This is a genomic window from Flavobacterium aciduliphilum (genome assembly GCF_003268855.1).
GTDB classification, from domain to species: domain Bacteria; phylum Bacteroidota; class Bacteroidia; order Flavobacteriales; family Flavobacteriaceae; genus Flavobacterium; species Flavobacterium aciduliphilum.
Genome location: NZ_QLSZ01000001.1, coordinates 184,007 through 208,237, shown reverse-complemented (window position 1 = coordinate 208,237; position 24,231 = coordinate 184,007). Strand labels below are relative to the sequence as shown.

24 protein-coding genes and 1 tRNA gene are annotated in these 24,231 nt (G+C 35.0%); 19 read left to right on the top strand and 6 right to left on the bottom strand.

The features are described 5' to 3' along the window. Window positions 1–22: 22 nt before the first annotated feature. The gene (locus CLV55_RS00940; protein WP_112112204.1) at window positions 23–535 is read left to right on the top strand and encodes an adenine phosphoribosyltransferase; all 513 of its coding nucleotides are present in this window, start codon (window positions 23–25) and stop codon (window positions 533–535) included. A 60-nt stretch (window positions 536–595) separates the two neighbouring features. Here the strand turns inward: CLV55_RS00940 and CLV55_RS00935 are convergent, their stop codons facing one another. Beyond that, the gene (locus CLV55_RS00935) at window positions 596–1,006 is read right to left on the bottom strand and encodes a DUF4293 domain-containing protein (RefSeq protein WP_112111862.1); all 411 of its coding nucleotides are present in this window, start codon (window positions 1,004–1,006) and stop codon (window positions 596–598) included. A 184-nt stretch (window positions 1,007–1,190) separates the two neighbouring features. Between CLV55_RS00935 and rho the strand changes: the two genes are divergently transcribed. Further along, complete coding sequence (rho, locus tag CLV55_RS00930; RefSeq protein WP_112111861.1) at window positions 1,191–2,900, top strand: transcription termination factor Rho; 1,710 nt, start codon at window positions 1,191–1,193, stop codon at window positions 2,898–2,900. A gap of 278 nt (window positions 2,901–3,178) precedes the next feature. Here rho and trxB read toward each other — a convergent pair whose 3' ends face one another. Further along, the gene (trxB, locus tag CLV55_RS00925; protein WP_112111860.1) at window positions 3,179–4,126 is read right to left on the bottom strand and encodes a thioredoxin-disulfide reductase; all 948 of its coding nucleotides are present in this window, start codon (window positions 4,124–4,126) and stop codon (window positions 3,179–3,181) included. A gap of 150 nt (window positions 4,127–4,276) precedes the next feature. Here trxB and CLV55_RS00920 point away from each other — a divergent pair. Continuing rightward, window positions 4,277–4,351: transfer RNA gene (locus CLV55_RS00920), tRNA-Pro, on the top strand. Window positions 4,352–4,394: 43 nt separating this feature from the next. Here CLV55_RS00920 and CLV55_RS00915 read toward each other — a convergent pair. Beyond that, on the bottom strand, window positions 4,395–5,234 hold the full coding sequence (locus tag CLV55_RS00915) for a GIN domain-containing protein (protein WP_112111859.1): 840 nt from the start codon (window positions 5,232–5,234) through the stop codon (window positions 4,395–4,397). A 42-nt stretch (window positions 5,235–5,276) separates the two neighbouring features. Beyond that, window positions 5,277–5,732 (bottom strand): DUF4442 domain-containing protein, encoded by a 456-nt coding sequence (locus CLV55_RS00910; RefSeq protein ID WP_112111858.1) that lies wholly within the window; start codon window positions 5,730–5,732, stop codon window positions 5,277–5,279. A gap of 175 nt (window positions 5,733–5,907) precedes the next feature. Here CLV55_RS00910 and CLV55_RS00905 point away from each other — a divergent pair, with 175 nt between their 5' ends. The 15 genes from CLV55_RS00905 (at window position 5,908) to CLV55_RS00825 (ending at window position 21,184) form a co-directional block, all read left to right on the top strand. Beyond that, window positions 5,908–6,363, top strand: coding sequence for a DUF4870 domain-containing protein (locus tag CLV55_RS00905; protein ID WP_112111857.1), 456 nt, complete (start codon window positions 5,908–5,910; stop codon window positions 6,361–6,363). An 83-nt stretch (window positions 6,364–6,446) separates the two neighbouring features. Next, window positions 6,447–6,776, top strand: a complete 330-nt coding sequence (locus CLV55_RS00900) for a PadR family transcriptional regulator (protein ID WP_112111856.1) — start codon at window positions 6,447–6,449, stop codon at window positions 6,774–6,776. A gap of 5 nt (window positions 6,777–6,781) precedes the next feature. After that, window positions 6,782–8,527 (top strand): PspC domain-containing protein, encoded by a 1,746-nt coding sequence (locus tag CLV55_RS00895; RefSeq protein ID WP_112111855.1) that lies wholly within the window; start codon window positions 6,782–6,784, stop codon window positions 8,525–8,527. Between the two features lie 2 nt (window positions 8,528–8,529). Next, a complete protein-coding gene (locus CLV55_RS00890) occupies window positions 8,530–9,276 on the top strand; it encodes a head GIN domain-containing protein (protein WP_112111854.1) in 747 nt (248 codons plus the stop codon). A 92-nt stretch (window positions 9,277–9,368) separates the two neighbouring features. Continuing rightward, complete coding sequence (locus CLV55_RS00885; protein WP_112111853.1) at window positions 9,369–10,271, top strand: TIGR01777 family oxidoreductase; 903 nt, start codon at window positions 9,369–9,371, stop codon at window positions 10,269–10,271. Between the two features lie 162 nt (window positions 10,272–10,433). Next, complete coding sequence (locus tag CLV55_RS00875; RefSeq protein WP_112111851.1) at window positions 10,434–11,015, top strand: nucleotide exchange factor GrpE; 582 nt, start codon at window positions 10,434–10,436, stop codon at window positions 11,013–11,015. A 49-nt stretch (window positions 11,016–11,064) separates the two neighbouring features. Further along, entirely contained in the window at window positions 11,065–12,186 is a 1,122-nt protein-coding gene (gene dnaJ / locus CLV55_RS00870; RefSeq protein WP_112111850.1) for a molecular chaperone DnaJ, read from the top strand. Window positions 12,187–12,410: 224 nt separating this feature from the next. Then, a complete protein-coding gene (locus CLV55_RS00865; protein WP_112111849.1) occupies window positions 12,411–13,331 on the top strand; it encodes an ABC transporter ATP-binding protein in 921 nt (306 codons plus the stop codon). Window positions 13,332–13,415: 84 nt separating this feature from the next. After that, the gene (locus CLV55_RS00860; protein ID WP_112111848.1) at window positions 13,416–14,723 is read left to right on the top strand and encodes an ABC transporter permease; all 1,308 of its coding nucleotides are present in this window, start codon (window positions 13,416–13,418) and stop codon (window positions 14,721–14,723) included. A 171-nt stretch (window positions 14,724–14,894) separates the two neighbouring features. Further along, on the top strand, window positions 14,895–16,058 hold the full coding sequence (locus CLV55_RS00855; protein WP_112111847.1) for a sigma-54-dependent transcriptional regulator: 1,164 nt from the start codon (window positions 14,895–14,897) through the stop codon (window positions 16,056–16,058). 77 nt (window positions 16,059–16,135) lie between these two features. Continuing rightward, window positions 16,136–16,756 carry a DEAD/DEAH box helicase gene (locus CLV55_RS00850; protein ID WP_112111846.1) on the top strand — a complete coding sequence of 207 codons (621 nt, stop codon included), beginning with the start codon at window positions 16,136–16,138 and terminating at the stop codon, window positions 16,754–16,756. Between the two features lie 88 nt (window positions 16,757–16,844). Beyond that, window positions 16,845–17,060, top strand: coding sequence for a putative signal transducing protein (locus CLV55_RS00845; RefSeq protein ID WP_112111845.1), 216 nt, complete (start codon window positions 16,845–16,847; stop codon window positions 17,058–17,060). Window positions 17,061–17,141: 81 nt separating this feature from the next. Beyond that, a complete protein-coding gene (locus CLV55_RS00840; protein WP_112111844.1) occupies window positions 17,142–17,708 on the top strand; it encodes a hypothetical protein in 567 nt (188 codons plus the stop codon). A 953-nt stretch (window positions 17,709–18,661) separates the two neighbouring features. Continuing rightward, window positions 18,662–19,258 (top strand): class I SAM-dependent methyltransferase, encoded by a 597-nt coding sequence (locus tag CLV55_RS00830; protein ID WP_112111842.1) that lies wholly within the window; start codon window positions 18,662–18,664, stop codon window positions 19,256–19,258. 291 nt (window positions 19,259–19,549) lie between these two features. Further along, window positions 19,550–21,184 (top strand): ABC-F family ATP-binding cassette domain-containing protein, encoded by a 1,635-nt coding sequence (locus tag CLV55_RS00825; RefSeq protein WP_112111841.1) that lies wholly within the window; start codon window positions 19,550–19,552, stop codon window positions 21,182–21,184. Between the two features lie 63 nt (window positions 21,185–21,247). Here CLV55_RS00825 and CLV55_RS00820 read toward each other — a convergent pair whose 3' ends face one another. Both CLV55_RS00820 and CLV55_RS00815 read right to left on the bottom strand, forming a co-directional pair. Then, complete coding sequence (locus tag CLV55_RS00820; protein ID WP_112111840.1) at window positions 21,248–22,156, bottom strand: hypothetical protein; 909 nt, start codon at window positions 22,154–22,156, stop codon at window positions 21,248–21,250. A gap of 2 nt (window positions 22,157–22,158) precedes the next feature. Then, window positions 22,159–22,659, bottom strand: a complete 501-nt coding sequence (locus tag CLV55_RS00815; protein WP_170122232.1) for an RNA polymerase sigma factor — start codon at window positions 22,657–22,659, stop codon at window positions 22,159–22,161. Window positions 22,660–22,853: 194 nt separating this feature from the next. On the opposite strand from CLV55_RS00815, the gene CLV55_RS00810 reads away from it, so the two are divergent. Then, window positions 22,854–24,224 carry an MATE family efflux transporter gene (locus CLV55_RS00810; RefSeq protein ID WP_112111838.1) on the top strand — a complete coding sequence of 457 codons (1,371 nt, stop codon included), beginning with the start codon at window positions 22,854–22,856 and terminating at the stop codon, window positions 24,222–24,224. Window positions 24,225–24,231: the final 7 nt, after the last annotated feature.

The following is a 24,231-nucleotide window of genomic DNA, read 5'->3' as shown; positions in this document are numbered from 1 at the left end:
ATATGAATTTAAAATAAAAAAAATGGATTTAAAAAAATACATCCGTGATATTCAAGATTTTCCAAAGCCAGGCATTGTGTTTAAAGACATCACGCCTTTATTGTTGGATGTTGATGCAAGAGACTATGCCCTTCAACAAATGCTTTCCGCTGTAAAAGACAAACCGATTGACAAAGTTGTAGGGGTAGAAAGTCGGGGGTTTTTCTTCGGAATGTTATTGGCTCAAGCTTTAAATGTTGGGTTTGTTCCCGTTCGTAAACCCAAAAAATTACCCTATAAAACGATAGCTGCAACTTATGAATTGGAATATGGTACGGACTCATTAGAAATTCATGTTGATGCTATTAGTAAAGGGGATAAGGTGTTGATTCATGATGATGTTTTAGCTACAGGAGGAACCAGTAAAGCAGTAACCGAATTGGTAGAAGAATTAGGTGGAACGGTTGTACAATGTAATTTCTTAATGGAATTGACCTTTTTAAAAGGAAGTGATCGTTTAAAAGGAAACGAAATCTATGCTGCTGTAACCTATTGATAAAAAAAACCCGAACATTGTTCGGGTTTTTCTTCGCACTAATAAACTAAGTTTATAGGTTTACCTCAATCGATCGACAGATTTTACAAGATCTTCGTCCTTCTTGATAGCTTTGTTGGCCAAAACTAAAAAAACGATAGAAAGAATAGGAAGAAACATCCCAATACCCTTCTCAGAAACTTTTTCAGTTTCTCCGGATAGATTTAGCGAGCGATATACAAATAATCCTAATAAAATTAAATTTAAAATAATGTTGATTCTATTTAAAACAAATTGATGTTGTCTTTTTTTGAATGAGATGATACTCATGGCTGTCAAGGCAGTGCTTAGTCCGAAGAAAACGACATAAAGAATGGTTTTGTTGAACATAGTGTCTTTACCTTCCAATTTCCAGAGAGGAAAAAAATAAGGAAGCACAGCGACTGACACGAGTACGATAGTGAGATATACTGTTTGAATTCTTTGTAACATTTTATGCTATTGTTGCGCAAAAATATAGTTTCTTTTTTGAAAAAACTATTGCTTAAAAGAAATTTATTCGTAATATTGCACTACAATTCCGTAAGTACTTCAATTACACGGACATCCTTTTTAGAAAAAAAATCACCCCTTTGTATAGTTATCCAACCTATTAAAATATTTATTAAAAACATTTATGTTTGATCATACCGCTTTGAAAGCAATGAAGTTGTCTGAACTTCAAGAAATTGCAAAATTATCACAGTCAATCAAATTTAACGGAGTAAAAAAAGAGGTGCTCATTGAACAAATATTAGCTCATCAAGAAGCTACAAGTCGTGAAAGTGAAGCACCATCAGTTGAAACGCCAAAAGAAAGTAAAACAAAGCGCACCAGAATGACAAAGTCAGATGCTTATTCTGAAGTTGTAGTTCCTTCGCAAGATTTGTTTTCAGAAACGCCAAACAGTGAAGCCTCTGAAATCACTCCAGTATCAAAAGATACAGTCTCTAGTGCTAAAAAACCTGAAAAATTCAAGAAAAAAGCAAAATCGAACGACTCAAATGTTTCCAAAGAGAACCATGTTTCTGAATCTGTTTCAACCCCAAAAGAACTAGAAACAACCTCCGAAACTTCCTCTGAGGTTCCTACAGAAAGTAATACTAACCCTACTCAAAATCACCATCCTAAATTTAAAGGTCAGCATCAAAACCAAAACGGGAATGGAAATCCTAATTTTAAGAATAAGAAGAATCCAAATTTCCGTGACGCCGACTATGAATTTGACGGAATTATTGAAAGTGAGGGAGTTCTTGAAATGATTGAAGGGCAAAACGGCGGATATGGATTTTTGAGATCTTCAGATTATAATTATTTAGCTTCTCCAGATGATATTTATTTATCTAATTCACAAATCAGACTTTTCGGATTAAAAACAGGAGATACCGTAAAAGGCGTGGTGCGCCCCCCAAAAGAAGGAGAGAAGTTTTTCCCTTTAGTAAAAGTATTAAAAATAAATGGACACGACCCACAAGTTGTTCGTGATCGGGTTTCGTTTGAGCATTTGACGCCTGTTTTTCCTCAAGAAAAATTCAAAATCGCTGAGAGACAATCCAGTATCTCTACTCGAATCATAGATTTGTTCTCGCCAATAGGAAAAGGACAACGCGGAATGATTGTTGCCCAACCCAAAACGGGAAAAACGATGCTGTTAAAAGACATAGCCAATGCCATAGCAGCCAATCATCCAGAGGTATATTTAATTGTTTTACTCATTGATGAACGTCCTGAAGAGGTGACCGATATGCAACGCAGCGTTCGAGGGGAAGTTATTGCCTCAACCTTTGATAGAGAGCCTTCCGAACACGTGAAAATCGCCAATATCGTACTAGAAAAATCAAAACGATTGGTTGAATGTGGTCATGATGTAGTGATTCTCTTGGATTCGATTACGCGTTTGGCGCGCGCCTACAATACGGTGCAACCTGCATCAGGTAAGGTATTGAGTGGTGGAGTCGATGCTAACGCCTTGCAAAAGCCCAAACGTTTCTTTGGAGCGGCTCGTAATGTAGAAAATGGCGGGTCCCTAAGCATCATTGCAACAGCATTGACCGAAACGGGTTCTAAAATGGATGAAGTTATCTTTGAGGAATTCAAAGGAACAGGTAATATGGAGTTGCAATTAGACAGAAAAATTGCCAACCGTAGAATCTTCCCTGCTATTGATTTGACCTCTTCTAGCACTCGTAGAGACGATTTGTTATTAGACGACAGTACCTTAAAACGCATGTGGATTCTACGTAAATTCCTTGCCGATATGAATCCGGTGGAAGCCATGGATACCATTAATGATAAGATTAAAAAGACTCGAAATAATGAAGAATTCTTGATTTCGATGAATGAATAAATTTTTTAAAAAGGACAGCAAACCGAGCAGCAATGTTCGGTTTTTTGTTTTTAGGAGCGAGTCACTTGGCCATTTTTGTAATCCTTTTTCCTGCTTTCCGTTTTATTTTTATCCCTGTGGGTTTTACAACCCCGACAGAGATAAAAGATATCACTTCAATCAGGGCTAGGAGATAATCTTTAAACAAGAACTATTTCTTGTTAATAGAATAATTGTTTCAAAAAAAAGCCATTCCCAAAGGAACAGCTTTAAAATTTTTTTAGGAATAAGTATTAAAATTACTCTTTGCTAGCCAAATAACGTTCGGCATCCAACGCAGCCATACAACCAGTACCTGCAGCAGTTATAGCTTGTCTGTATACATGATCGGCAGCATCACCTCCTACGAATACGCCGGGAACATTGGTTTTAGCAGTCCCAGGAACATTCACAATATATCCAGTTTCATCGAGTGTAAGGTACTCTTTAAAAATATCTGTATTGGGTTTGTGTCCAATTGCCACAAAAAAACCAGTAGCTGGAATTTCAGTAGTTTCACCTGTTATTCTGTTTTTTACTCGTACGCCTGTAACTACTTGACCGTCGCCAAGAACTTCATCGGTTTCAGTATTGAGTAAAATAGCAATATTTTCTGTTTTTCTGACACGTTCCGCCATAATTTTTGAAGCTCTAAACTGTTCACTTCGTACCAACATTGTTACCTTTTTACAAAGTTTGGAGAGGTAATGCGCCTCTTCACAAGCAGAATCCCCTGCACCCACAATGACAACTTCTTGATTTCTGTAGAAGAACCCATCGCAAACCGCACAAGCAGAAACCCCCCCGCCCATATTGAGGTAATGTTGCTCTGAAGGTAATCCTAAATATTTGGCAGAAGCACCAGTAGAAATGATGACGGTTTCGCAGTGAATTTCTTTAGTATCCTGAACCCAAACTTTGTGAATAGGTCCGGAAAAATCAACTTTTGTAATCCAACCGTCTCGAACATCGGTACCAAATCGTTGGGCTTGTTCTTGTAGGTTCATCATCATTTGTGGTCCTGTAATTCCTTCAGGATTTCCTGGAAAGTTTTCCACCTCGTTTGTTGTGGTTAGTTGTCCTCCTGGTTGAGTTCCTTGGTACAATACCGGATTCATGTTGGCTCTAGAAGCATAAATAGCAGCGGTATATCCCGCAGGACCAGAACCTATAATTAAGCATTTTACTTTTTCTATCGTATCAGACATAATGTTTAGAAATTAATGAATGCAAATTTATATTTTTATTCTATTGAAATGAATAAATCTCATTAATAATAACTATTGCGAAATAATATTGAATTATTCTGCTAAAACATTTTGTTTGCAAAATATTAATTCTATATTTGCCGTCGCATTCGGGGTGTAGCGTAGCCCGGTTATCGCGCCTGCTTTGGGAGCAGGAGGTCGCAGGTTCGAATCCTGCCACCCCGACAAAAAAACCTTATCTGTTTTAGATAAGGTTTTTTTTATTTTTTTACTTGGTTGGTTTCTTTCTTAAAATAGCATTGTCAACAAATCGGCGCAGGTCTATTTTTTGATCTCCATATAGTTCGATTTCTGCTTTTCCAGAAGCTTCAATCGCTAGCGTTTTTTTTACATGAATGCTTGCATTAGAATAAGCCTCGCATATGATTTCTGCATTTTGAACTAAACAATTTTTAGCATCAAGTTGGGTGTTATTGTCCATTCTAAATTTGCAGTTTTCTATGGCACCATTAAGCACTACATCACTTTTTTGATACATATCAAGGGTCATCGTAGCGGTATTGTTTACCAAAGCTTTTAAGCTTGCATTTTTTACAAGGCTGATAATGAGATTGTCACCAGCTGTATTTAGTTCTCCTTTTGATTTATCGTCCATTAAAATAGACAAATTCTTCGATTTTGAATTTAAATATAATTTAGATTCATCATAACTTTTGAACGTAATATTTTCCAATTCTATATCTGCTAGGGCTGTTACACTAGACTCATTATGGGTAACAACCAAATTAAAATCGTCGGTATATGTCACGCGAATGCTTAATTTTTTATATCCAAAAGCCTCTTTCAAAGTACTTAATTTTAAATTGGAACCCGAAATTACTGCATCAATGGTTTCGTGAAGGTTATCGTCTGCTTCGATTTCCAAACCACATTGAGTCCCTTTAATAATGAAAACTTCTAAATTATCGTTTACTTCCAAGGATTTGAAGCTTTCAATTTTTTTTATTTCCGTAGTTACAATTTTAGATCCTTTTACTCTTTCTTTTTTTTGTGAATACGAAAGCGTTGTGACAAACAGCAACGAGAGTAGGAGAAGTGTTTTTTTCATTGTTATAAGATTTGTTTGTCAAATATATAAAAAAAATGCAAACTAAGATTTCAAGCGAAGACTCCATTCAAATTCCATTTTGCATACTTGATCACCCTGAGCATCAATGCCAATAGAAGTAAGACACAAAGAAACACCTTCTCCAGTCATACACGTTTTTTGAATAGCAGCTGTAATAAGTGGTCCTTGGATACAAGAAAAGGTAATACGCCCACGGGCCTTTTTTGAAAAAGTACTTGATTGATTGGTAACAAGCATCGAAATGTTTTTCCCACTTTTTTTAATATGTAATAGCACTAGGGCTCCAGTGGTAAGTTCTGCTGCCATCGCCTGAACCGCAAAATACATAGATTGAAATGGATTTTGATTGATCCATTTGTGTTTGACAGTTGTGGTGCATTGGTTTGGTGTTATGGATGCCACACGTACCCCGCACAGAAAGGCAGATGGTAATTTAAAAAATAAATAACTATTTAATTTGAGGGGAGAGATTTCCATAAACAACTCGGTTTAGCTGTAAAAATACAAAAATTTAATGGTACGCTCAGAAATCAGCATATGTTAAATAAATGTTAATATTTAGTACTTTGTAATGCATAATACCTTTTTTTGGTTGTATCTTTGCATAAGAAATTAATAAGCAATCTATAGTATTGTATAATTTAAGAGTGTTATGATTACAACAAACGAAAGAACTTGGGCTACAGTAATGCATTTAAGTGTATTGTCGCAATATTTTATTCCATTCGGAAATTTTATTATTCCAATTTTGATTTGGAGTACAAAAAAAAGCGAATCTGAATTTATAGATTTTAACGGAAAGCAAGTGGTTAATTTTCAATTAAGTATTTTTTTGTATTCGCTGCTATTCGCTCTCATTGCTATACCAATTTGTATCTATTTAATGTGGACAAATGTGTCGTTTAGGTCTGCAATTAGTCATTGGGATTTTGAGACACACCAGTTCACGATATGTCATTTCTCGGGAATGATATGGGTGGCTTTGGGAGCAACGGTTTTCTTTGTAATATTAAAAGTAATTGAAATACTAATGGTATTAAATGCAGCGGTACAAGCCAATCAAGACGAATATTACAAATATCCCTTTACGATTCCCTTTTTTAAATAAGCATTACAATCAATCATCAATAGATTTTTCATTAAGAAGAATCAAAAAATCAAAAAGGAACAGTTTAATTAAAAAATCAAAAAATGAACATTGAAAACACAAAAGCACAAATGCGAAAAGGTGTTTTAGAATTTTGTATCTTGTCGGTTTTAAAAGAAAAAGAGGCTTATACATCAGAAATTTTAGATACCTTAAAAAATGCTAGACTGCTGGTTGTTGAAGGAACGGTTTATCCGTTGTTGACGAGACTTAAAAACGATGGATTACTCAATTACCGTTGGGAAGAATCTACTTCAGGACCGCCAAGAAAATATTATGAGTTGACCGAATTAGGAAAAACTTTTTTAAACGAACTCAATGGTACTTGGACAGAATTGTCTGACGCCGTAAACATCATAACGAATCAAAAATAACAATCATGAACAAAACAGTAAATATTAATATAGGAGGATTATTTTTTCATATTGATGAAGATGCATATCAAAAGATATCGAAATATTTTGATGCCATACAAAAATCACTTTCCAATACGTCAGGAAAAGAAGAGGTAATGAAAGATATCGAAATGCGTGTGGCTGAAATTTTTTCTGAAAGACAAAAAAGCGACAAACATGTGATTAATATCAAAGATGTTGACGAGGTAGTTGCCGTTATGGGACAACCAGAAGACTATCGAATTGATGGAAATGACAACGAACCAGAAACGTCTTCTACTCAAGCAACTGCCCAAGCGCCTAAAAAATTATATCGAGATAGAGAAAATGGCTTAATTGGAGGGGTTTGTACTGGATTATCGCACTATTTTGGGATTGATGCGGTATGGATTAAAATTATTTTTATCTTGCTGATTTGGGCTGGAGGTGCAGGAATTATTGGTTATTTGGTGTTTTGGATTGCCACACCAGAAGCCATAACCACTGCTGAAAAATTAGAAATGAGAGGGGAACCTGTGACGATTTCCAACATCGAAAAGAAAGTGAGAGAAGAATTTGAAAACGTTTCAGAAAAATTCAAAAATGTAAATTACGACGCATTAGGGAATCGTGTTAAAACAGGTGCGGAATCTGTAGGAACAAAAATTGGAGTTATTTTTTCAAATATTTTTAGTGCTTTTGCCAAAGTTTTAGGCGCTTTTATTCTTATTCTATCCTCAGTGATGTTGTTTGGAGTCACTTTAGTGTCATTAGTAGCAATTTTTTCTACATCCTTACCTCAAAATACCTTGATCAATCATTTTAGAACCCCACTCGGACTTGAAACCCCGCTGTGGATTCAGGGAGTTTTATTCTTACTTTCGGCTGGAATTCCATTGTTTTTAATGATTATGGTTGGATTAAAATTAATGATAAATCGAACAAGAACTATTGGAACTATAGCAAAATATGCACTTTTAGGTATTTGGGTTCTCGCAATTGGGGTTTTATTTACATTAGGAATTAACGAGTTTACACAAATTTCATCAGAATCAAAAGTAGTAACAAAACAAACTATTGGAATAGCTCCAACCGATACCTTGTTGGTTAAATTTAAAAACAATGATTTTTATTCAAAAGAGGTTGAAAAAGAAAATGATTTTAGACTTACTCAAGATGAGCAAAATCATGATATAATTTATTCTAATAATGTAAGTATTAAAGTCATGAAAACAGATGATAAAATACCTTATTTGCAAGTTGAAAAACTCGCTGTTGGAAAGTCATCAAGTGAAGCTAAAAAAAGAGCTGAACAAATTAAATACGCCTTTAGAATAGAAAAAAACATGTTAATCTTAGATAATTATTTATTGACCGAAGTCGCTAATAAATTTAGAGATCAAAGAGTCGAGTTATTTTTGTATTTGCCTAAAGGGACCTTATTTAAAATGGATAAATCTGTAATTGATTTCGACGATTCAAACAATGAGTTTTTCAACCTACATCATAGTTCGGAGGATTATATTTATAGAGTAGATGACGCTCAAGTAAAATGCTTGAATTGCCCCTCAGACGAAGATGAATACAATGATGTTGAAACAGAAGATGTACATGTGATTCATGAGAATGATTCTGTAAAAACAGTATCTGTTCGAATCAATGGAAAAGAAGTGATTGAAACAACAACAGGTAAGAATAAAGCAAGCAAATTGATTATTAATAATGATGGTATCATCGTAAAAACAAAATAGTTATGATAAAGTTTATCGTTTATTTTATTAGAATTACAGCAATAGCTATAGTAACGTTGCTATTTGCGTCATGTGGAGGAACCTTTTTTAATGGCATCAAAGGAAATGGTATCGTTCAAACGGAAAAAAGAACTCCAAAAGAAAAATTTACGAAAATTTCGGTAAGTCGTGGTATCGAAGTACTTGTTGAACAGGCTGACGTCGTTTCAATTGAAGTGGAAGCTGATGGGAATTTAGTAAAGCATATTACTACACAAGTAGAAAATGGTACTTTAATGGTGTCTTCAGATGAAAATATTTACAGCGCTACCGCAGAGAAAGTTCATGTTAAAATGCCAGTTGTAGAAGGGTTGGAAGCCACAAGCGGTTCGCAACTTAAAACAAGTGGTACTTTAAAAAGTGCTTTAAATAGTACTGAAATCCACCTTGAAACGACAAGTGGTGCCGAAATTGAGGCAGACTTAGAGTATGATGTTATTTATGCAGAATCAACGAGCGGAAGTTCGATGAAGTTGTCAGGAAAAACATTAAAAGTTCGAACAGCTTCTACGAGTGGTGCCGAGATTCATGCGGAAGATTTACTTGCAAATGAGGTCACAGCCGAGGCTTCAAGTGGCAGCGCTACGGAAGTTCATCCGATATTAAACTTCATCGCAAAAGCAAATTCGGGCGCTTCTATCGATTACGCCGGAAGTCCCAAAAACATATCTAAAGAAGAATCCTCAGGAGGATCTATTTCGAGTTTTTAGATTTATTTATTTTTAGTTGTAGGAAATCCCAATGTTTTAGTTGGGATTTTTTTATCAAAATTAATGTAACTTGCACTCACTAATAAAAAAACATGAGAGTATTACTTACAGGTGCCACAGGACTCATTGGTAAAAAGTTGATCGAACAGCTTGTACAACATCAGTATGAAGTCCTTTTTTTGACCACATCACGTCAAAAAATAAAACATTTTGAAAAAGCTCAAGGGTATTATTGGAATCCTAAAGAAGGAATTTTAGATGAGGCTTGTATTGAGGGAGTTGATGCAATCATTCATTTGGCAGGCGCTTCAATTTCAAAACGTTGGACAAAAAAATACCGACAAGAAATAGTAGAAAGTCGTGTACATTCGTTAAGCCTACTCTTTGAATTGCTTCAAAAGAAACCCAATCAAGTAAAACATCTCATTTCAGCATCAGGAATAGCTTGTTATCCTAATAGTTTAGTGGCGGTTTATGATGAAGAAAGTCCTGAACGATCCAATGATTTTTTAGGGAATGTCGTTCAGCAATGGGAACATGCAGCGCTTCAATTTCAATCGTTGTCACTTTCAGTAACATTGGTTCGAACAGGCGTGGTGTTGTCAAAAGAAGGGGGTGTTTTAGAGGCGATGACAGCTCCAATTAAAAAGTATGTCGGTGCTTGTTTTGGTTCGGGAAAACAAATTCAATCGTGGATTCATATTGAGGATTTAGTAAACTTATATCGTTTTGTTTTAGAAAAAAAAATACAAGGGGTTGTTCATGCAGTAGCGCCTCAATCGAACACAAATGCCGAGATGACCCGCATGATATCTAACATTCTAAAAAAAACAATTATGTTGCCAAATATTCCTCAATTTGTAATGCAGGCAGTGCTTGGAGAGATGTCTAGCTTGTTGTTTGACAGTAAAAAGGTGCTTCCAAAACGCGCCTTAACAAATGGATTCCTTTTTCAATTTGATACTTTAGAAAAAGCATTGCAAGATGTTTTGTAACGTTCTGGAACAGCAGTAGCCCATAATTTTACATGTTCTAAGCAATGTTTAGCTTTGAAAATATCTTTGTTTTGAAAGTGTAGGAAAATAAATAAATGACAATTTGACATTTTTAAAGAAATGGCAGTACTTTTGCACACTGATGTGTGTTGTAAAATAGGAATGAAATTCAATAAATTTTTTAAAAATAAAAACATGAGTACTGAAAATTCAGAAAAAGAGGTCTTGGATAATGAAGTGGTAACTCCAAATGAGGAGGCAGTGGTTGGAGAGGTTGAAACCGCCGAAGAATTGACAGCAGAACAAAAATTAGAAGAAGAATTAGCGAAAGAAAAAGATAAGTTTTTACGCCTTTTTGCTGAGTTTGAAAATTACAAAAAACGCACCGCTAAAGAACGAATAGACTTATTCAAAACGGCCAATCAAGAAGTGTTACAAGCCATGTTGCCAGTATTGGATGATTTTGATAGAGCCTTGGCTCAAATTTCAAAATCAGAGGATGAAGTGCTTTTGAAGGGGGTTGAATTGATTCATGAAAAGCTAAAAACCACCTTAGTTTCTAAAGGGTTGGAAGAAGTTGACGTTAAAAGTGGAGATTCATTTGATGCTGATTTTGCAGAAGCAATCACTCAAATTCCTGCTCCATCAGACGATTTGAAAGGGAAAATCGTTGATGTGATTGAAAAAGGGTACAAATTGGGAGACAAAATTATTCGTTTCCCGAAAGTTGTAATTGGACAATAATATCTTTTAGGACAGGTTGTTACTTGTCTATGTTTTATAAATACGAATAATGAAAAAAGATTTTTACGAAATATTAGGTATCACAAAAAGTGCGACACCAGAAGAAATTAAAAAAGCCTATCGTAAGAAAGCGATAGAGTTCCATCCTGATAAGAATCCAGGCAATAAAGAAGCGGAAGAAAATTTCAAATTGGCTGCTGAAGCATACGAAGTGTTAAGTGACCCCGATAAAAAAGCCCGTTACGATCAATATGGGCACCAAGCTTTCGATGGAGCTGGTGGTTTTGGCGGTGGACATCACATGAATATGGATGATATCTTCAGTCAATTTGGTGATATCTTTGGAAGTGCCTTTGGAGGAGGTGGTTTCGGTGGATTTGGAGGCTCTTCAGGGGGGCAACGAAGAGTGAAAGGAAGCAATTTGAGAATTAAGGTTAAATTAACCTTAGAGGAAATTGCTAATGGTGTGGAGAAAAAAGTTAAGGTAAAACGTAAAATACAAGCGCCAGGCGTAAAATATAAAACATGTCCTACATGTAACGGTCAGGGTCAGGTGTTGAAAGTAACCAATACCATTCTGGGACGTATGCAAACGGCTACAACTTGTCATGTTTGTGGAGGTGCGGGACAAACCATAGAAAGCAAACCTAACAATGCAGATGCCTACGGAATGATTCTTGAGGACGAAACAGTTTCCATAAAAATTCCTGCTGGAGTCGTTGATGGAATGCAATTAAAAGTTACAGGAAAAGGAAATGATGCACCAGGCAATGGTGTTGCGGGAGATTTAATTGTGGCCGTTGAGGAACTCGAACATGACTTTCTAAAAAGAGAAGGTGAAAATCTTCACTTTGATTTGTATATTAGTTTTGCAGAAGCTGCTCTAGGAGTGTCAAAAGAAATAGATACTGTGAACGGTAAAGTTAGAATCAAATTGGAAGAGGGAATTCAGTCGGGTAAAATTTTACGTTTAAAAGGGAAGGGAATCCCTAGTTTAAACAGTTATGGAAGTGGGGATTTATTAGTTCATGTTAATGTTTGGACTCCAAAAACATTGACAAAAGAACAACGTCAGTTTTTTGAAAAATCTTTAAATGACGCTAACTTTATCCCTAATCCTGAAAAAAGTGACAAATCTTTTTTTGAAAAAGTTAAAGATATGTTTTCATAATAAAAATATTTTTCTTACATTTGATTATTACTTGGAAACAAGTAATTTCTTTTTCATAGCAATTTTTCCCATCCTTGTTTTTAATAAGGGTGGGTTTTTTGTAACAAATCCTTTGTAATTAGTACTAATTCTTTACTTTTACCAATTCAATGTTACTAGCAATGGCAAGTTCAAAAATCAATTTAAATAATTGGAAATTGCATTTTAAAAAATTTGGAATTTAAATGAAGAATATACTTGAAGTAAACAAAGTCCTCAAACAATATGGAGATTATACGGCACTCAACGAAGTTTCTCTCTCTGTTCCGCATGGGAGCATCTACGGACTATTAGGTCCAAATGGTGCGGGTAAAACCTCTCTAATTAGAATTATCAATCAAATAACAATGCCCGATAGTGGTGAAGTTATTCTTGATGGTGAGCCACTTAAACCAGAACATGTTGCCTATATTGGCTATATGCCAGAAGAAAGAGGTTTGTATAAAACCATGAAAGTAGGCGAACAGTGTTTGTATTTGGCTCAATTGAAAGGATTGTCCAAACAAGAAGCCAAAGTACAATTGGATTATTGGTTTGAACGACTCGAAATCAAAGGCTGGTGGAACAAAAAAATTCAGGAATTGTCCAAAGGAATGGCTCAGAAAATCCAGTTTGTAGTAACGGTTTTGCATAAACCTAAATTATTAATTCTAGACGAACCTTTTTCTGGATTTGACCCAGTAAATGCCAATTTGATTAAAGACGAAATCATTGAGTTGAATCGTCAGGGAACTTCAGTAATATTCTCTACACATCGCATGGAAAGCGTAGAAGAAATGTGTGATTATATCGCATTGATTCATAAGTCCAACAAACTAATTGAAGGAAAAGTAATCGATGTAAAGAAACAATTCAGAACCAATAGCTATGAAGTTGGTATTTTGAGCGATAATATTGAAGGGTTGATGTATGATTTATCTCAGAAATTTACACTCTCTCAAACAGATTTTAAATCGTTAAATGACGAGTTGAAACTTGAAATCAATTTAGGAACAGCCACGCCAAACGAATTATTAAACATATTAATTGCTCGTGGTCAAGTAACTCATTTTATGGAGAAAATTCCGAGTGTAAATGATATTTTTATTCAAACAGTAACCCAATAGATGGGTAGAAAAGACGGTTAAGTTTTTACATGTAACCTCGTAAAAATCGAGAAGTCTTTATCCAATAATCTAATAATCTTAAAAATGAGCAAACTACTTCTAATCATAAAAAGGGAATTTATTGCCAAAGTACGAAACAAATCGTTTATTGTCATGACATTTTTGAGTCCGCTTCTTTTTGTTGGAATTGGCGTTTTTGTCGGTTATTTAAGTCAAATGAAAGCCGACATGAAAACCATAGCCATTCATGATGAAACAGGGAGATTTGTAAATGAATTTAAGAGCGATGAGGAATACAAATATGTTGATTTTTCAAAAGTTGATTTAAAAATCCTAAAAGACAGTATCGTTAGTAAAAGCTATGAAGGACTTTTAGTCATTCCAAACGATACTAATAATGTGTCGCTAGAGAAAAAGATTCAATACATATCTAATGATAGCCCGAGTGTCATGTTTATTGAAGATTTGGAAGACATTATTGCAAAGAAAATAACGGCAGAAAATTTTCAAAGAGTAGGTTTGGATACTTTGAAAATAAATAATGCCAAAGCTGAAGTGGATATTAATCTTGAAAAAGCTTCGGGAGAAGAAGCTTTAAAAGGATTGAATGAAATTAAAATTGGAATAGGCGGTGCTTTTGGATATTTAATAATGATGTTCATCGTGATTTATGGCAATATGGTAATGCGAAGTGTCATTGAAGAAAAAACATCGCGCATTATTGAAGTCATTATTTCCTCTGTGAAACCTTTCCAATTGATGATGGGAAAAATTATAGGGACTTCTTTAGCAGGAATACTTCAATTCTTAATTTGGGCTATCTTGGGAATCTCTGCCATGGTTATCCTATCCTCGGTATTTGGAATTCAAGTAGGGGGCGGAAGTGCTGCTCAGGCACATCAAGCTATGGAAATGGCTCAAAAAGGAATGAATGTCGATATTCAAATGTATCTTAAAGAGATATGGAACTTACCCATCGCAACAATTTTAATCTCATTTATTATTTATTTCATAGGAGGTTATTTCCTTTACAGCTCGTTTTATGCCTCTATTGGAGCGGCAGTTGATAATGAAACCGATTCACAACAATTTTTATTACCTATCATCATGCCTTTAATTCTGGGCGTTTACATTGGGTTTTTTACAGTAATGAACGATCCTCACGGAACAGTTGCTACAGTATTTTCTATGATTCCGCTCACCTCACCAATTGTCATGTTGATGCGAATTCCATTTGGGGTGCCTTGGTGGCAAATAGTTTTATCGATGACGATTCTTTTTGGTACGTTTCTTGGTGTGGTATGGTTTGCATCCAAAATCTATCGTGTAGGGATTCTCATGTACGGAAAGAAACCAACATGGAAAGAACTTTATAAATGGTTGAAATATTAATGAGCGAAAGGGTAGGGCTTTATCAGTAATCCTTATTCCTGCTTTCATTCCAAAAATCCCGATAAAAAATCGGGATGTTTTTCCCTTCAATCAGGGCTAATAGAATAACAATTTTGGATTTTTGCGAACTTTGTGAAAAACTTTGCGAACTTTGCGGTTAAATAAAAAACTATGTCAAAAATACTTATCATAGAAGACGAAGCGTCTATTAGAAGGGTTTTAGTGAAGATACTTTCTGAAGAAAATGAAGCTTACCAAGTAGAAGAGGCAGAAGACGGCGTTCAAGGTTTAGAAAAAATTAAAAATGCCGACTATGATTTGGTTTTGTGTGACATCAAAATGCCCAAAATGGACGGTGAAGAACTTTTAGAAGCCGTAAAAAAAATCAAACCTGAAATTCCTATTGTAATGATTTCAGGTCATGGTGATATGGAAACCGCTATCAATACCATGCGTTTAGGAGCCTTTGATTATATCTCAAAACCACCCGATTTAAATCGTTTATTGAATACCGTTCGCAACGCTTTAGACAAAAAGCAATTGGTTGTTGAAAATAAAATTCTTAAGAAAAAAGTCAGTAAGAATTATGAGATGATTGGAAATTCAGAACCAATTAATCACATCAAGCAAATGATTGAGAAGGTGGCTCAAACGGATGCTAGAGTTTTAATTACAGGCCCCAATGGAACCGGAAAAGAATTGGTAGCACACCAATTACACCAAAAAAGTGAGCGTGCCGATGCACCAATTATTGAAGTCAATTGTGCGGCAATCCCTTCTGAATTGATTGAAAGCGAATTGTTTGGACATATCAAAGGCGCTTTTACCTCGGCAGTGAAAGACCGTGCTGGAAAATTTGAAGCCGCCGATGGAGGCACTTTATTTCTGGATGAAATTGGCGACATGAGTTTGGCAGCTCAAGCAAAAGTGCTTCGTGCTTTGCAAGAAAACCTGATTCAAAGAGTGGGTGCTGAAAAAGATATTAAAGTTAATGTACGAGTAATTGCCGCTACCAATAAAGATTTGAAAAAGGAAATTGAAGAAGGACGTTTTCGTGAAGATTTGTACCACAGATTAGCTGTAATATTAATTAATGTTCCAGCTTTGAATGACCGCCGAGATGACATTCCTTTGCTCGTCGAACATTTTGCCTCAAAAATTGCCGAAGAACAAGGAAATGCGCAAAAATCATTTTCTAAAGAAGCCATCAAGTTATTACAAGAATACGATTGGACAGGAAACATACGTGAATTAAGAAATGTAGTAGAACGCTTGATTATATTGGGTGGAACCGAAATTTCTGAATTGGATGTGAAGTTGTTCGCAAGCAAATAATTTAAGTGATTAGTGAAAAGTTATTAGTAAAAAGTCTTTGCTAATCACTTTTCACCAATTACTATTTACTAGAAAAAATGCAATTAAAAAAAATAAATCCAAAATTACAGCAAGCGCTTATTGAGAGCGGATTAACTGAAGCGAATGACATGCAACAGGAAACGTTTTCAACCATAAAAAGTGGGGCAGATGCCGTGATTCAATCGCCAGAAGGAACAGGAAAAACCACAACAATAGTTCTCAATGTCATCCAACGTTTGGAAAAAACAGTAGGAGAAAGTACGCGTGCTCTTATCATTGTAGAAAACAAAGAAAAGGTGCTCGAAATGGAAGATCTTTTTTTGAAATACGGTACCTATACCGATTTAAGTGTTTTCGGAGTACATGATAAAGGCGATACCGATTATGATAAAAACGTCATCTCGATGGGATTAGACATATTAATAGGAACGCCCAACAAAATCAATCATTTGTTTTCCTCTGCGGGTTTCAATATGAATACGGTAAAAATGTTCATCGTTGATGATGCCGATATACTTTTCAAACAACGTATGGATGCCGTGATTTTAAGACTTTCTGCAAGTATAGAAAAAACGCAACGTTTGTTTTTTTGTTCTCAAATCACCGAGCGTATAGAAGCTGTAGCGGATAAAATCATGATTGAACCCCTTTTCTTCGAAAGGGAAGATGAGGAATAGTTTGGTTTTCAGTCACAGTTTTCAGTTTGTCATTCCGTAGGAATCACATCAAGTAAATTACAATATACAACAATACAATATACAAAAAATGGGCTTAATCAAAATATTTTCAGGAGAAGAACTACTCGCAGTAACATTAAAAGAAAGACTAGAAGCCTCTAACATTAATGTAGTTCTTAGAAACAACAATCAAGCCAATGTGTTGCCAAGTATTGCCACGCCCAAAGCGGTTGAGTTGTTCATTCAAGAAGTCGATTTTGGAAAAGCTAATCCTGTCATTGAGGCGTTTAGGTTGAGTTTGTAGTTTTTTTCTCGTAATCGAAAAAAATATAATCTTAAACGCAACCTTTTTTCATTTTTCGTGTCTTTATAAAAAACGATTATCATGAAATATATTTTTTTATTACTTGTCGTATTGTCTCAAATTTCTTGTGATTCAAGATCTAACGATAATTTAAATAATCAAGCTCAGCAAAATAAGATTTTGTTATTGAAAGTTGATTATCAAACAAATACATTTGAAGGAGGAAATGAGTTCATTTTTCCAAATCAAACGAGTACATTTACAGTTAGTAATCAATATAGTCCACCTGCGGATTTCGGTAATATCAAATTGTTTTATAGTGAGTTAAATACGAAATTATTCGATGGTGACATCATTTGGATGGGTGAAGGTCAAATTCATTTTCCAACCTCTTTTTTACCAGCTAACCAATACAATTATATCAATACATTTGTTGCAGTACCAGATCCGGTGTTTGAAAATGTATTTAATCCATCTGGAACCTCTTACAATTATTCACAAATTTTTGATGCTATAAGATATTTAGAAATTGTAAATAACTACAGAGCAAATAATCCATCTGCTACTGCAAAATTGTTCTTATATACACCTGGTGTTGGTATTGGAGATCCAAGTAAATGGAAATGGATTTTCATATTAAAAAACTAATTTTAGTTTACATTACGCTAACATTAGTGTAGTTATTAGAAACAACAATCAAGCCAATGTGTTGCCAAGTATTGCCACGCCCAAAGCGGTTGAGTTGTTCATTCAAGAAGTCGATTTTGGGAAAGCCAATCCTGTCATTGAAGCGTTTAGGTTGAGTTTGTAGTGTTTGCTCATATTGGTTCTCGATACATTTTTTGCTTCATTTCATTACACAAAAAACACTCGAACGGACGTATTTGACAATTTCCCCTCACGAATTAAAATTTACAAGAAGGCAAAAAAACAAAATCGTTCGACTTTGAGGTAAAGTCGTATAGTTTTGGACCGCCGCCGTATGGTTTTGAGTCAAATCCGTTTGGTTTTGAAGCGTGGCACTAGTGCCATGCACCAAAGTCGTATTCCCGTGACCCACAGCTGTAAGGTTTTGCTCCAAAGCCGTATGGACTTACGCCAAAACCTAACGGTTTTACCTCACGGGAATACAGGTTGACGCCAAAGCCTAACGGATTTGACTCAAAACCCAACGGAATAGCTTTAAAACTGTTGGGATTTGTATAAAAAACGAACGGATGATATCAATTACCCCAATGCACCCTCTCGAAAACGTACTGATTTACCATCACAAATTAAAGCGTGATGGATTTTCTATTAATAAATGAATTGCAGATATAGATAAAATATTATTTTTTATACCTTTGCAAGGTGCTCATTATTAGGAGTACACCATTTTATCGAAAAATAATATTAGCGTTTGCTAATCTACCTGTAGCTGAAAAGTCGAAATTTCATTATACAACAGGGAAGGTTAAGTTTTCGCTCACGAAAAACGTGAGCGTTGCTTTACTTTGTTTTATAGGGCTTCGACTCCCTCAGCTACGAGTACAAGCAACTGTCTCACGCTGATTTTTTTATATAAATACTGCAACGGGACATTGCGGTTTTATTAAATAAAAATGAAATTAAATTTTAAAAGGAATTTAAAGTGGTTTAAAAAGAAGATTAGTTGGAATTATAAGTATAGTATAGGAAAGTGGGACTTTATGGATGAAGAGAATTTAAGATATTCTAAAATTGTAGATTTAATAAAAGGTTGTGAATTTAAAAATTTGAAGATTTTAGATTTAGGCTGTGGATACGGATCTTTAAATAAATATTTAAAAGGTGTTAACTATGAATTTATTTTAGGAGTTGATTTATCATCTAATGCAATTTCTAGGGCTAAAAAAGAAAGTTTCATTAATTCAAAATTTATAGTTTCAGATATTCAGCAATTTACTCCAGAAGAAAAATTTGATATAATAATTTTTAATGAAGTGCTTTATTATTTAGACGATCAAATGAAAATATTAAGGCGATATTCAAAATACTTAAATGATGGAGGATATTTTATTTTTTCATTTTATGGAATTCGAGAAGATTTAATTCAAGAAATAAGTGAAGAATATCAATTGAAAAGAAAAGAAGTAGTCAAACAATCTGAAAAAGTTTTTTGGGGAATTACTTTGTTTAAAGTTGACAGCCCAGCTCTTCGAAGTCTCCCGACTTCGTAGTAGTAATAGATATAAAACTACTTGCTGGTGCACGAAACGAAGTTCAGCGTAGCTCATCCTTTCGTGTGCCATTTTCAGATAAAGTTATACTCAAAAAGAAATCACAACAAAGCTACACTAGTAAAAGGTGTAGCTTTTTTAGCATCTACTTAATGGGATAGATGGTATAGGTAAATCCAAGCCAATAGAAATTAGTTGTTCAGATCCTATAAATATAGATACTTTCTAAACAATTCATCTATCTTTGCACCTTTCAAAAAATCTGATTATCTAACAATCTAACAGTCTAAAATGATTACAGTAAACGATATAGCTGTCGAATTTGGTGGCACCACGCTTTTTAGTGAAGTAACTTTTGCGATCAATGAAACCGACAAAATTGCCTTGATGGGTAAAAATGGTGCGGGTAAATCAACCTTATTGAAAATAGTGGCTGGGGTAAATAAACCCACTCGTGGAAGTATTTCAGCGCCAGGGGATGCTGTGATTGCCTACTTGCCGCAACATTTATTGACCGAAGACCATTGCACCGTGATGGAAGAAACCTCTAAAGCTTTTGCTGCGGTGTTGAATATGAAAAAAGAAATCGACGAAATCAACGAACAATTGACCATTCGTACCGATTATGAAAGTGACGATTACATGAAATTGATTGAGAAAGTTTCGGAATTGTCTGAAAAATATTATTCCATAGAAGAAGTCAATTACGAAGCCGAAGTTGAAAAAATTCTAAAAGGTCTTGGCTTTGAGAGAGAAGATTTCAATCGTCCTACCAAAGAATTTTCGGGAGGATGGCGAATGCGTATTGAATTGGCAAAAATCCTTTTAACCAAACCCGATTTGATTTTATTAGATGAGCCAACCAACCACTTAGATATGGACAGTATCGAATGGTTAGAGGAGTTTTTGATTAATCAAGCCAAAGCAGTCATGGTGATTTCGCACGATAGAGCTTTTGTAGATAACATCACCAATAGAACGATTGAAGTGACTATGGGTAGAATTTACGATTACAAAGCCAAATATTCGCATTATTTAGAATTGCGAAAAGACAGAAGAATCCATCAGCAAAAAGCGTATGAAGAACAACAAAAATTTATAGCCGATAATCAAGCGTTTATCGAACGATTTAGAGGCACCTTTTCTAAAACGGAGCAAGTGCAATCGCGTGTTAGAATGTTAGAAAAAATTGTCCCTATTGAAGTCGATGAAATTGATAACTCGGCATTGAAGTTAAAATTTCCACCCTCGGTTCGATCGGGTCAGTATCCTGTCATTGTAAAAGATTTAGAAAAATCGTATGGGGATAAACTCATTTTCAAAGACGCTAATTTGGTTATCGAGCGCGGACAAAAAGTAGCTTTTGTGGGTAAAAATGGTGAAGGAAAATCGACCATGATTAAAGCCATCATGAAAGAAATCGAAATCAATGGGGGTTCTGTTGAAATTGGACATAACGCTCAAATTGGTTATTTTGCTCAAAATCAAGCGGCTCAATTAGATGAAAATGCGACCATTTTTGAAACGATTGACCGAATTGCGGTTGGCGATGTTCGTACACAAATTAAAAATATTCTCGGAGCGTTCATGTTCCAAGGCGAAGATATTCAGAAAAAAGTGAAAGTGCTGTCGGGTGGTGAAAAAACACGTTTGGCCATGATTAAATTGTTGTTGGAACCAGTGAATTTATTAATTTTGGATGAGCCTTCCAACCACTTAGACATGAAAACCAAAGATATTATTAAAGACGCCTTACGGGATTTTGATGGGACGTTGATTTTAGTTTCTCACGACAGGGATTTCTTAGATGGATTGGCTGAGAAAGTGTTTGAATTTGGAAACAAACGCGTCAAAGAGCATTTTGAAGATATCAAAGGATTTTTGGCTCACAAGAAAATGGATTCTTTGAAAGAAATCGAAAAGTAATCAGAATAAAAAAAAACAGAACCCGATGAAGTTAGGAGAACGCATCGGGTTTTTTTATGAAAATTATTTTTTATCCAATGGTTTTCCATTCTTTGTTGTAATAATAACAATCCCCTTTTTTCCTTTTTCACCATAAATTTTCACGGCTTCTTCAGGTTGTAAAACCGAAATCGTTTCAATTTTTTGCTTGTTTAATGGCGCATAAGGACTTGTAGGATTTGGACCAAATAATTCTTTTTCGGTGTAATACACACTATTAATGATGTATAAAGGTTCTGGTAATTCTAAAATCGACTCAATCTCATCTTCGTCAAGATTTTCTAATTGTTTTTTAGAGATTTCCCCGTTCAAAATCAGCAAAGGATCTATTTTTTTTGCATCTTCCTTAACGGTTTTGTCGGTTTGTTTATGTTGTGGTTCTTCTTCTTGATGTACCACACTTCTTGATTCAAATTTTCGGTTTCCATACCAATTTGACGGGACAGGTTGTAAGAATGTATTTTTATGGATCGTCTCTTTTTTAGTGGAAAGAACAGAATCTGATTCTATATCGCCTCTATCTGCAAATGCATCAGGAGTATCATGAGAAGCAACTTCGTTTTGGGAAGTAATTTGTTTTTTCAAAATGTCATGCGCATTGGGTTTAATGGATGGATTTTGTATCGCAACAGCAGTAGTGTCAGCGTTTAATTCGTTTTTTGAATGACTAGTTTCTGTTGATTTTACTATAGCATTTTGTGGTATGTCAACGCTTTTATCAGCCTTTAAAAAGTGATACCCAATGGAAACGAACAGCAAAACAGACGCAGCCAGTATAAGGATTCTCCAATAGTTTTTATTTTTCTTTTCTACTCTTGTGTCGAGTTTGGCGTCAATACGAGACCAAACTCTTTCCATTCCAGGGAAATCTTGAGATTCAGCTTTTTCAGCAGCCGATTTTATATTATTAAATAAATGATCTTGATGGTCCATGTTTAGTTTGTTTTTTTGTAAAAATGTGTGTTCACAAGTTCCTTCAACTTGCTTTTGGCAACGTTCAACTGCGATTTTGAAGTTCCCTCAGAAATATGTAGCATTACTGCAATCTCTTTGTGTCCATAGCCTTCAATAGCAAATAAATTAAAAACCGTTTTACAACCCTGTGGCAAAAGGTCTAGCAATTTTAATAAGTCTTCTTCTTCAAGCTGGGTGTCGGGCACACTTTCGGGTTGTATTTTATAATGAGTATCTTCAAGATAGAGGTTGAAATTTACTTGGTTTTTAATACATCGTAAACAATTATTCACCGTAATTTTTCGAGACCACGCTTCAAATGCATAAAGTTCTTTCAATTGGTCCATTTTGGTAAAAATAGTATAAAAGGAATCGGCCAACACTTCTTCGATTTCTTCTTCTTTTTTGAGATAGCGTTTGCAGGTGTGATACAATTTGGGCGACATATATTCGTACACTTGCCGCTGTGCATCACGTTGCATTTTTTTACACGCTAATAAGATTTCGTCTGGTATCACAATAAAGGTTTTCGATATAGAGTGTTTTTTTTGAAAAAAGGTTGGAATCCCGTTTAAAAAATTTTTATAAAAATACGATTTTAGATGATGTAATTACTCAAGTCTTATAAAATTCAAATAAACATAAGGGGATTTACGTTACATTTGCACAAAAAAAAGTGAATCTCACACAATACACCAAAGAATTTAAATACAATATTAGATTGGCCTATCCCGTAATTTTAGGGATGTTAGGGCACACTCTCATTGGTATTGTAGATAACATCATGGTGGGAAAGTTGGGAGCTACTGAACTTGCGGCTGTTTCACTTGGCAACAGCATGATATTTATTGCGCTATCTTTAGGAATTGGTTTTTCAACGGCTATTACTCCAATAGTGGGAGAGGCAGATGCTGAAAAGAATACTCAAAAAATTCGAGCCGCTTTTCATAATGGTCTGCTGCTTTGCATTATTCTTGGTTTTATGCTCTTCGGTTTGATTGTTTTAGGAAAACCTTTAATGGAATTATTACATCAACCTAAAGAAGTGATTGCTTTGGCAAAACCCTATTTAGACTGGGTTGGATTTTCGTTGGTACCCCTAATTATTTATCAAGGCTATAAGCAATTTGCCGATGGTCTTTCCATGACAAAGTATTCAATGTATGCTATCGTTATGGCAAATGTAGTCCATGTGATTATTAATTATTGTTTGATATATGGGGTATGGTTTTTTCCAAAAATGGGAATACTAGGAGCCGCACTGGGGACTGTTATTTCACGAATCGCCATGTTGGTTTTTATGCACGTCATTTTGTCAAGACAAGCACAACTCAAAACGTACTTTCATAATTTTAGTTTGGATGAAATCCGAAAAGAAACACTGAGTAAAATCGTTAATTTAGGTGTGCCTTCAGCTTTACAAATGCTGTTTGAAGTCGTGTTGTTTACAGCCGGAATTTGGCTTTGTGGCAATATCGGTAAAACGAGTCAGGCGGCCAATCAAATTGCGCTGAGTTTGGCTTCTATGACTTTTATGTTTGCCATGGGGTTAAACGTGGTTTCAATGATTCGAGTGAGTAATCATAAAGGATTGCAAGATTATAAAAAATTGGTGGTAGTGGCACGTTCTATTTTTTTGCTAACCATCATTGTCGAAATACTGTTTGCTATTTTATTTGTCATTTTTCATCAAATAGTACCGCCTCTGTTTTTAGATATGGATAATCCAATGCAATTGGTCGATAATCAAGAAGTGGTAGTCATTGCGGCAAACTTACTGTTAATTGCGGCTATTTTTCAGATTTCAGATGGCATACAAGTGGTTGTTATTGGAGCTTTACGTGGATTACAAGATGTAAAAGTTCCTATGTATATTACTTTTTTTGCGTACTGGATTGTTGGTTTTCCTATTTCATACTATTTAGGAATTTATACCGATTTAAAAGCTGTTGGTGTCTGGATTGGCTTGTTAGCAGGTTTGACAGCCGCTGCTTTATTTTTGTATCTTCGCTTCCATTACCTGACACAAATAATGATTAAAAATTAAAAACTTT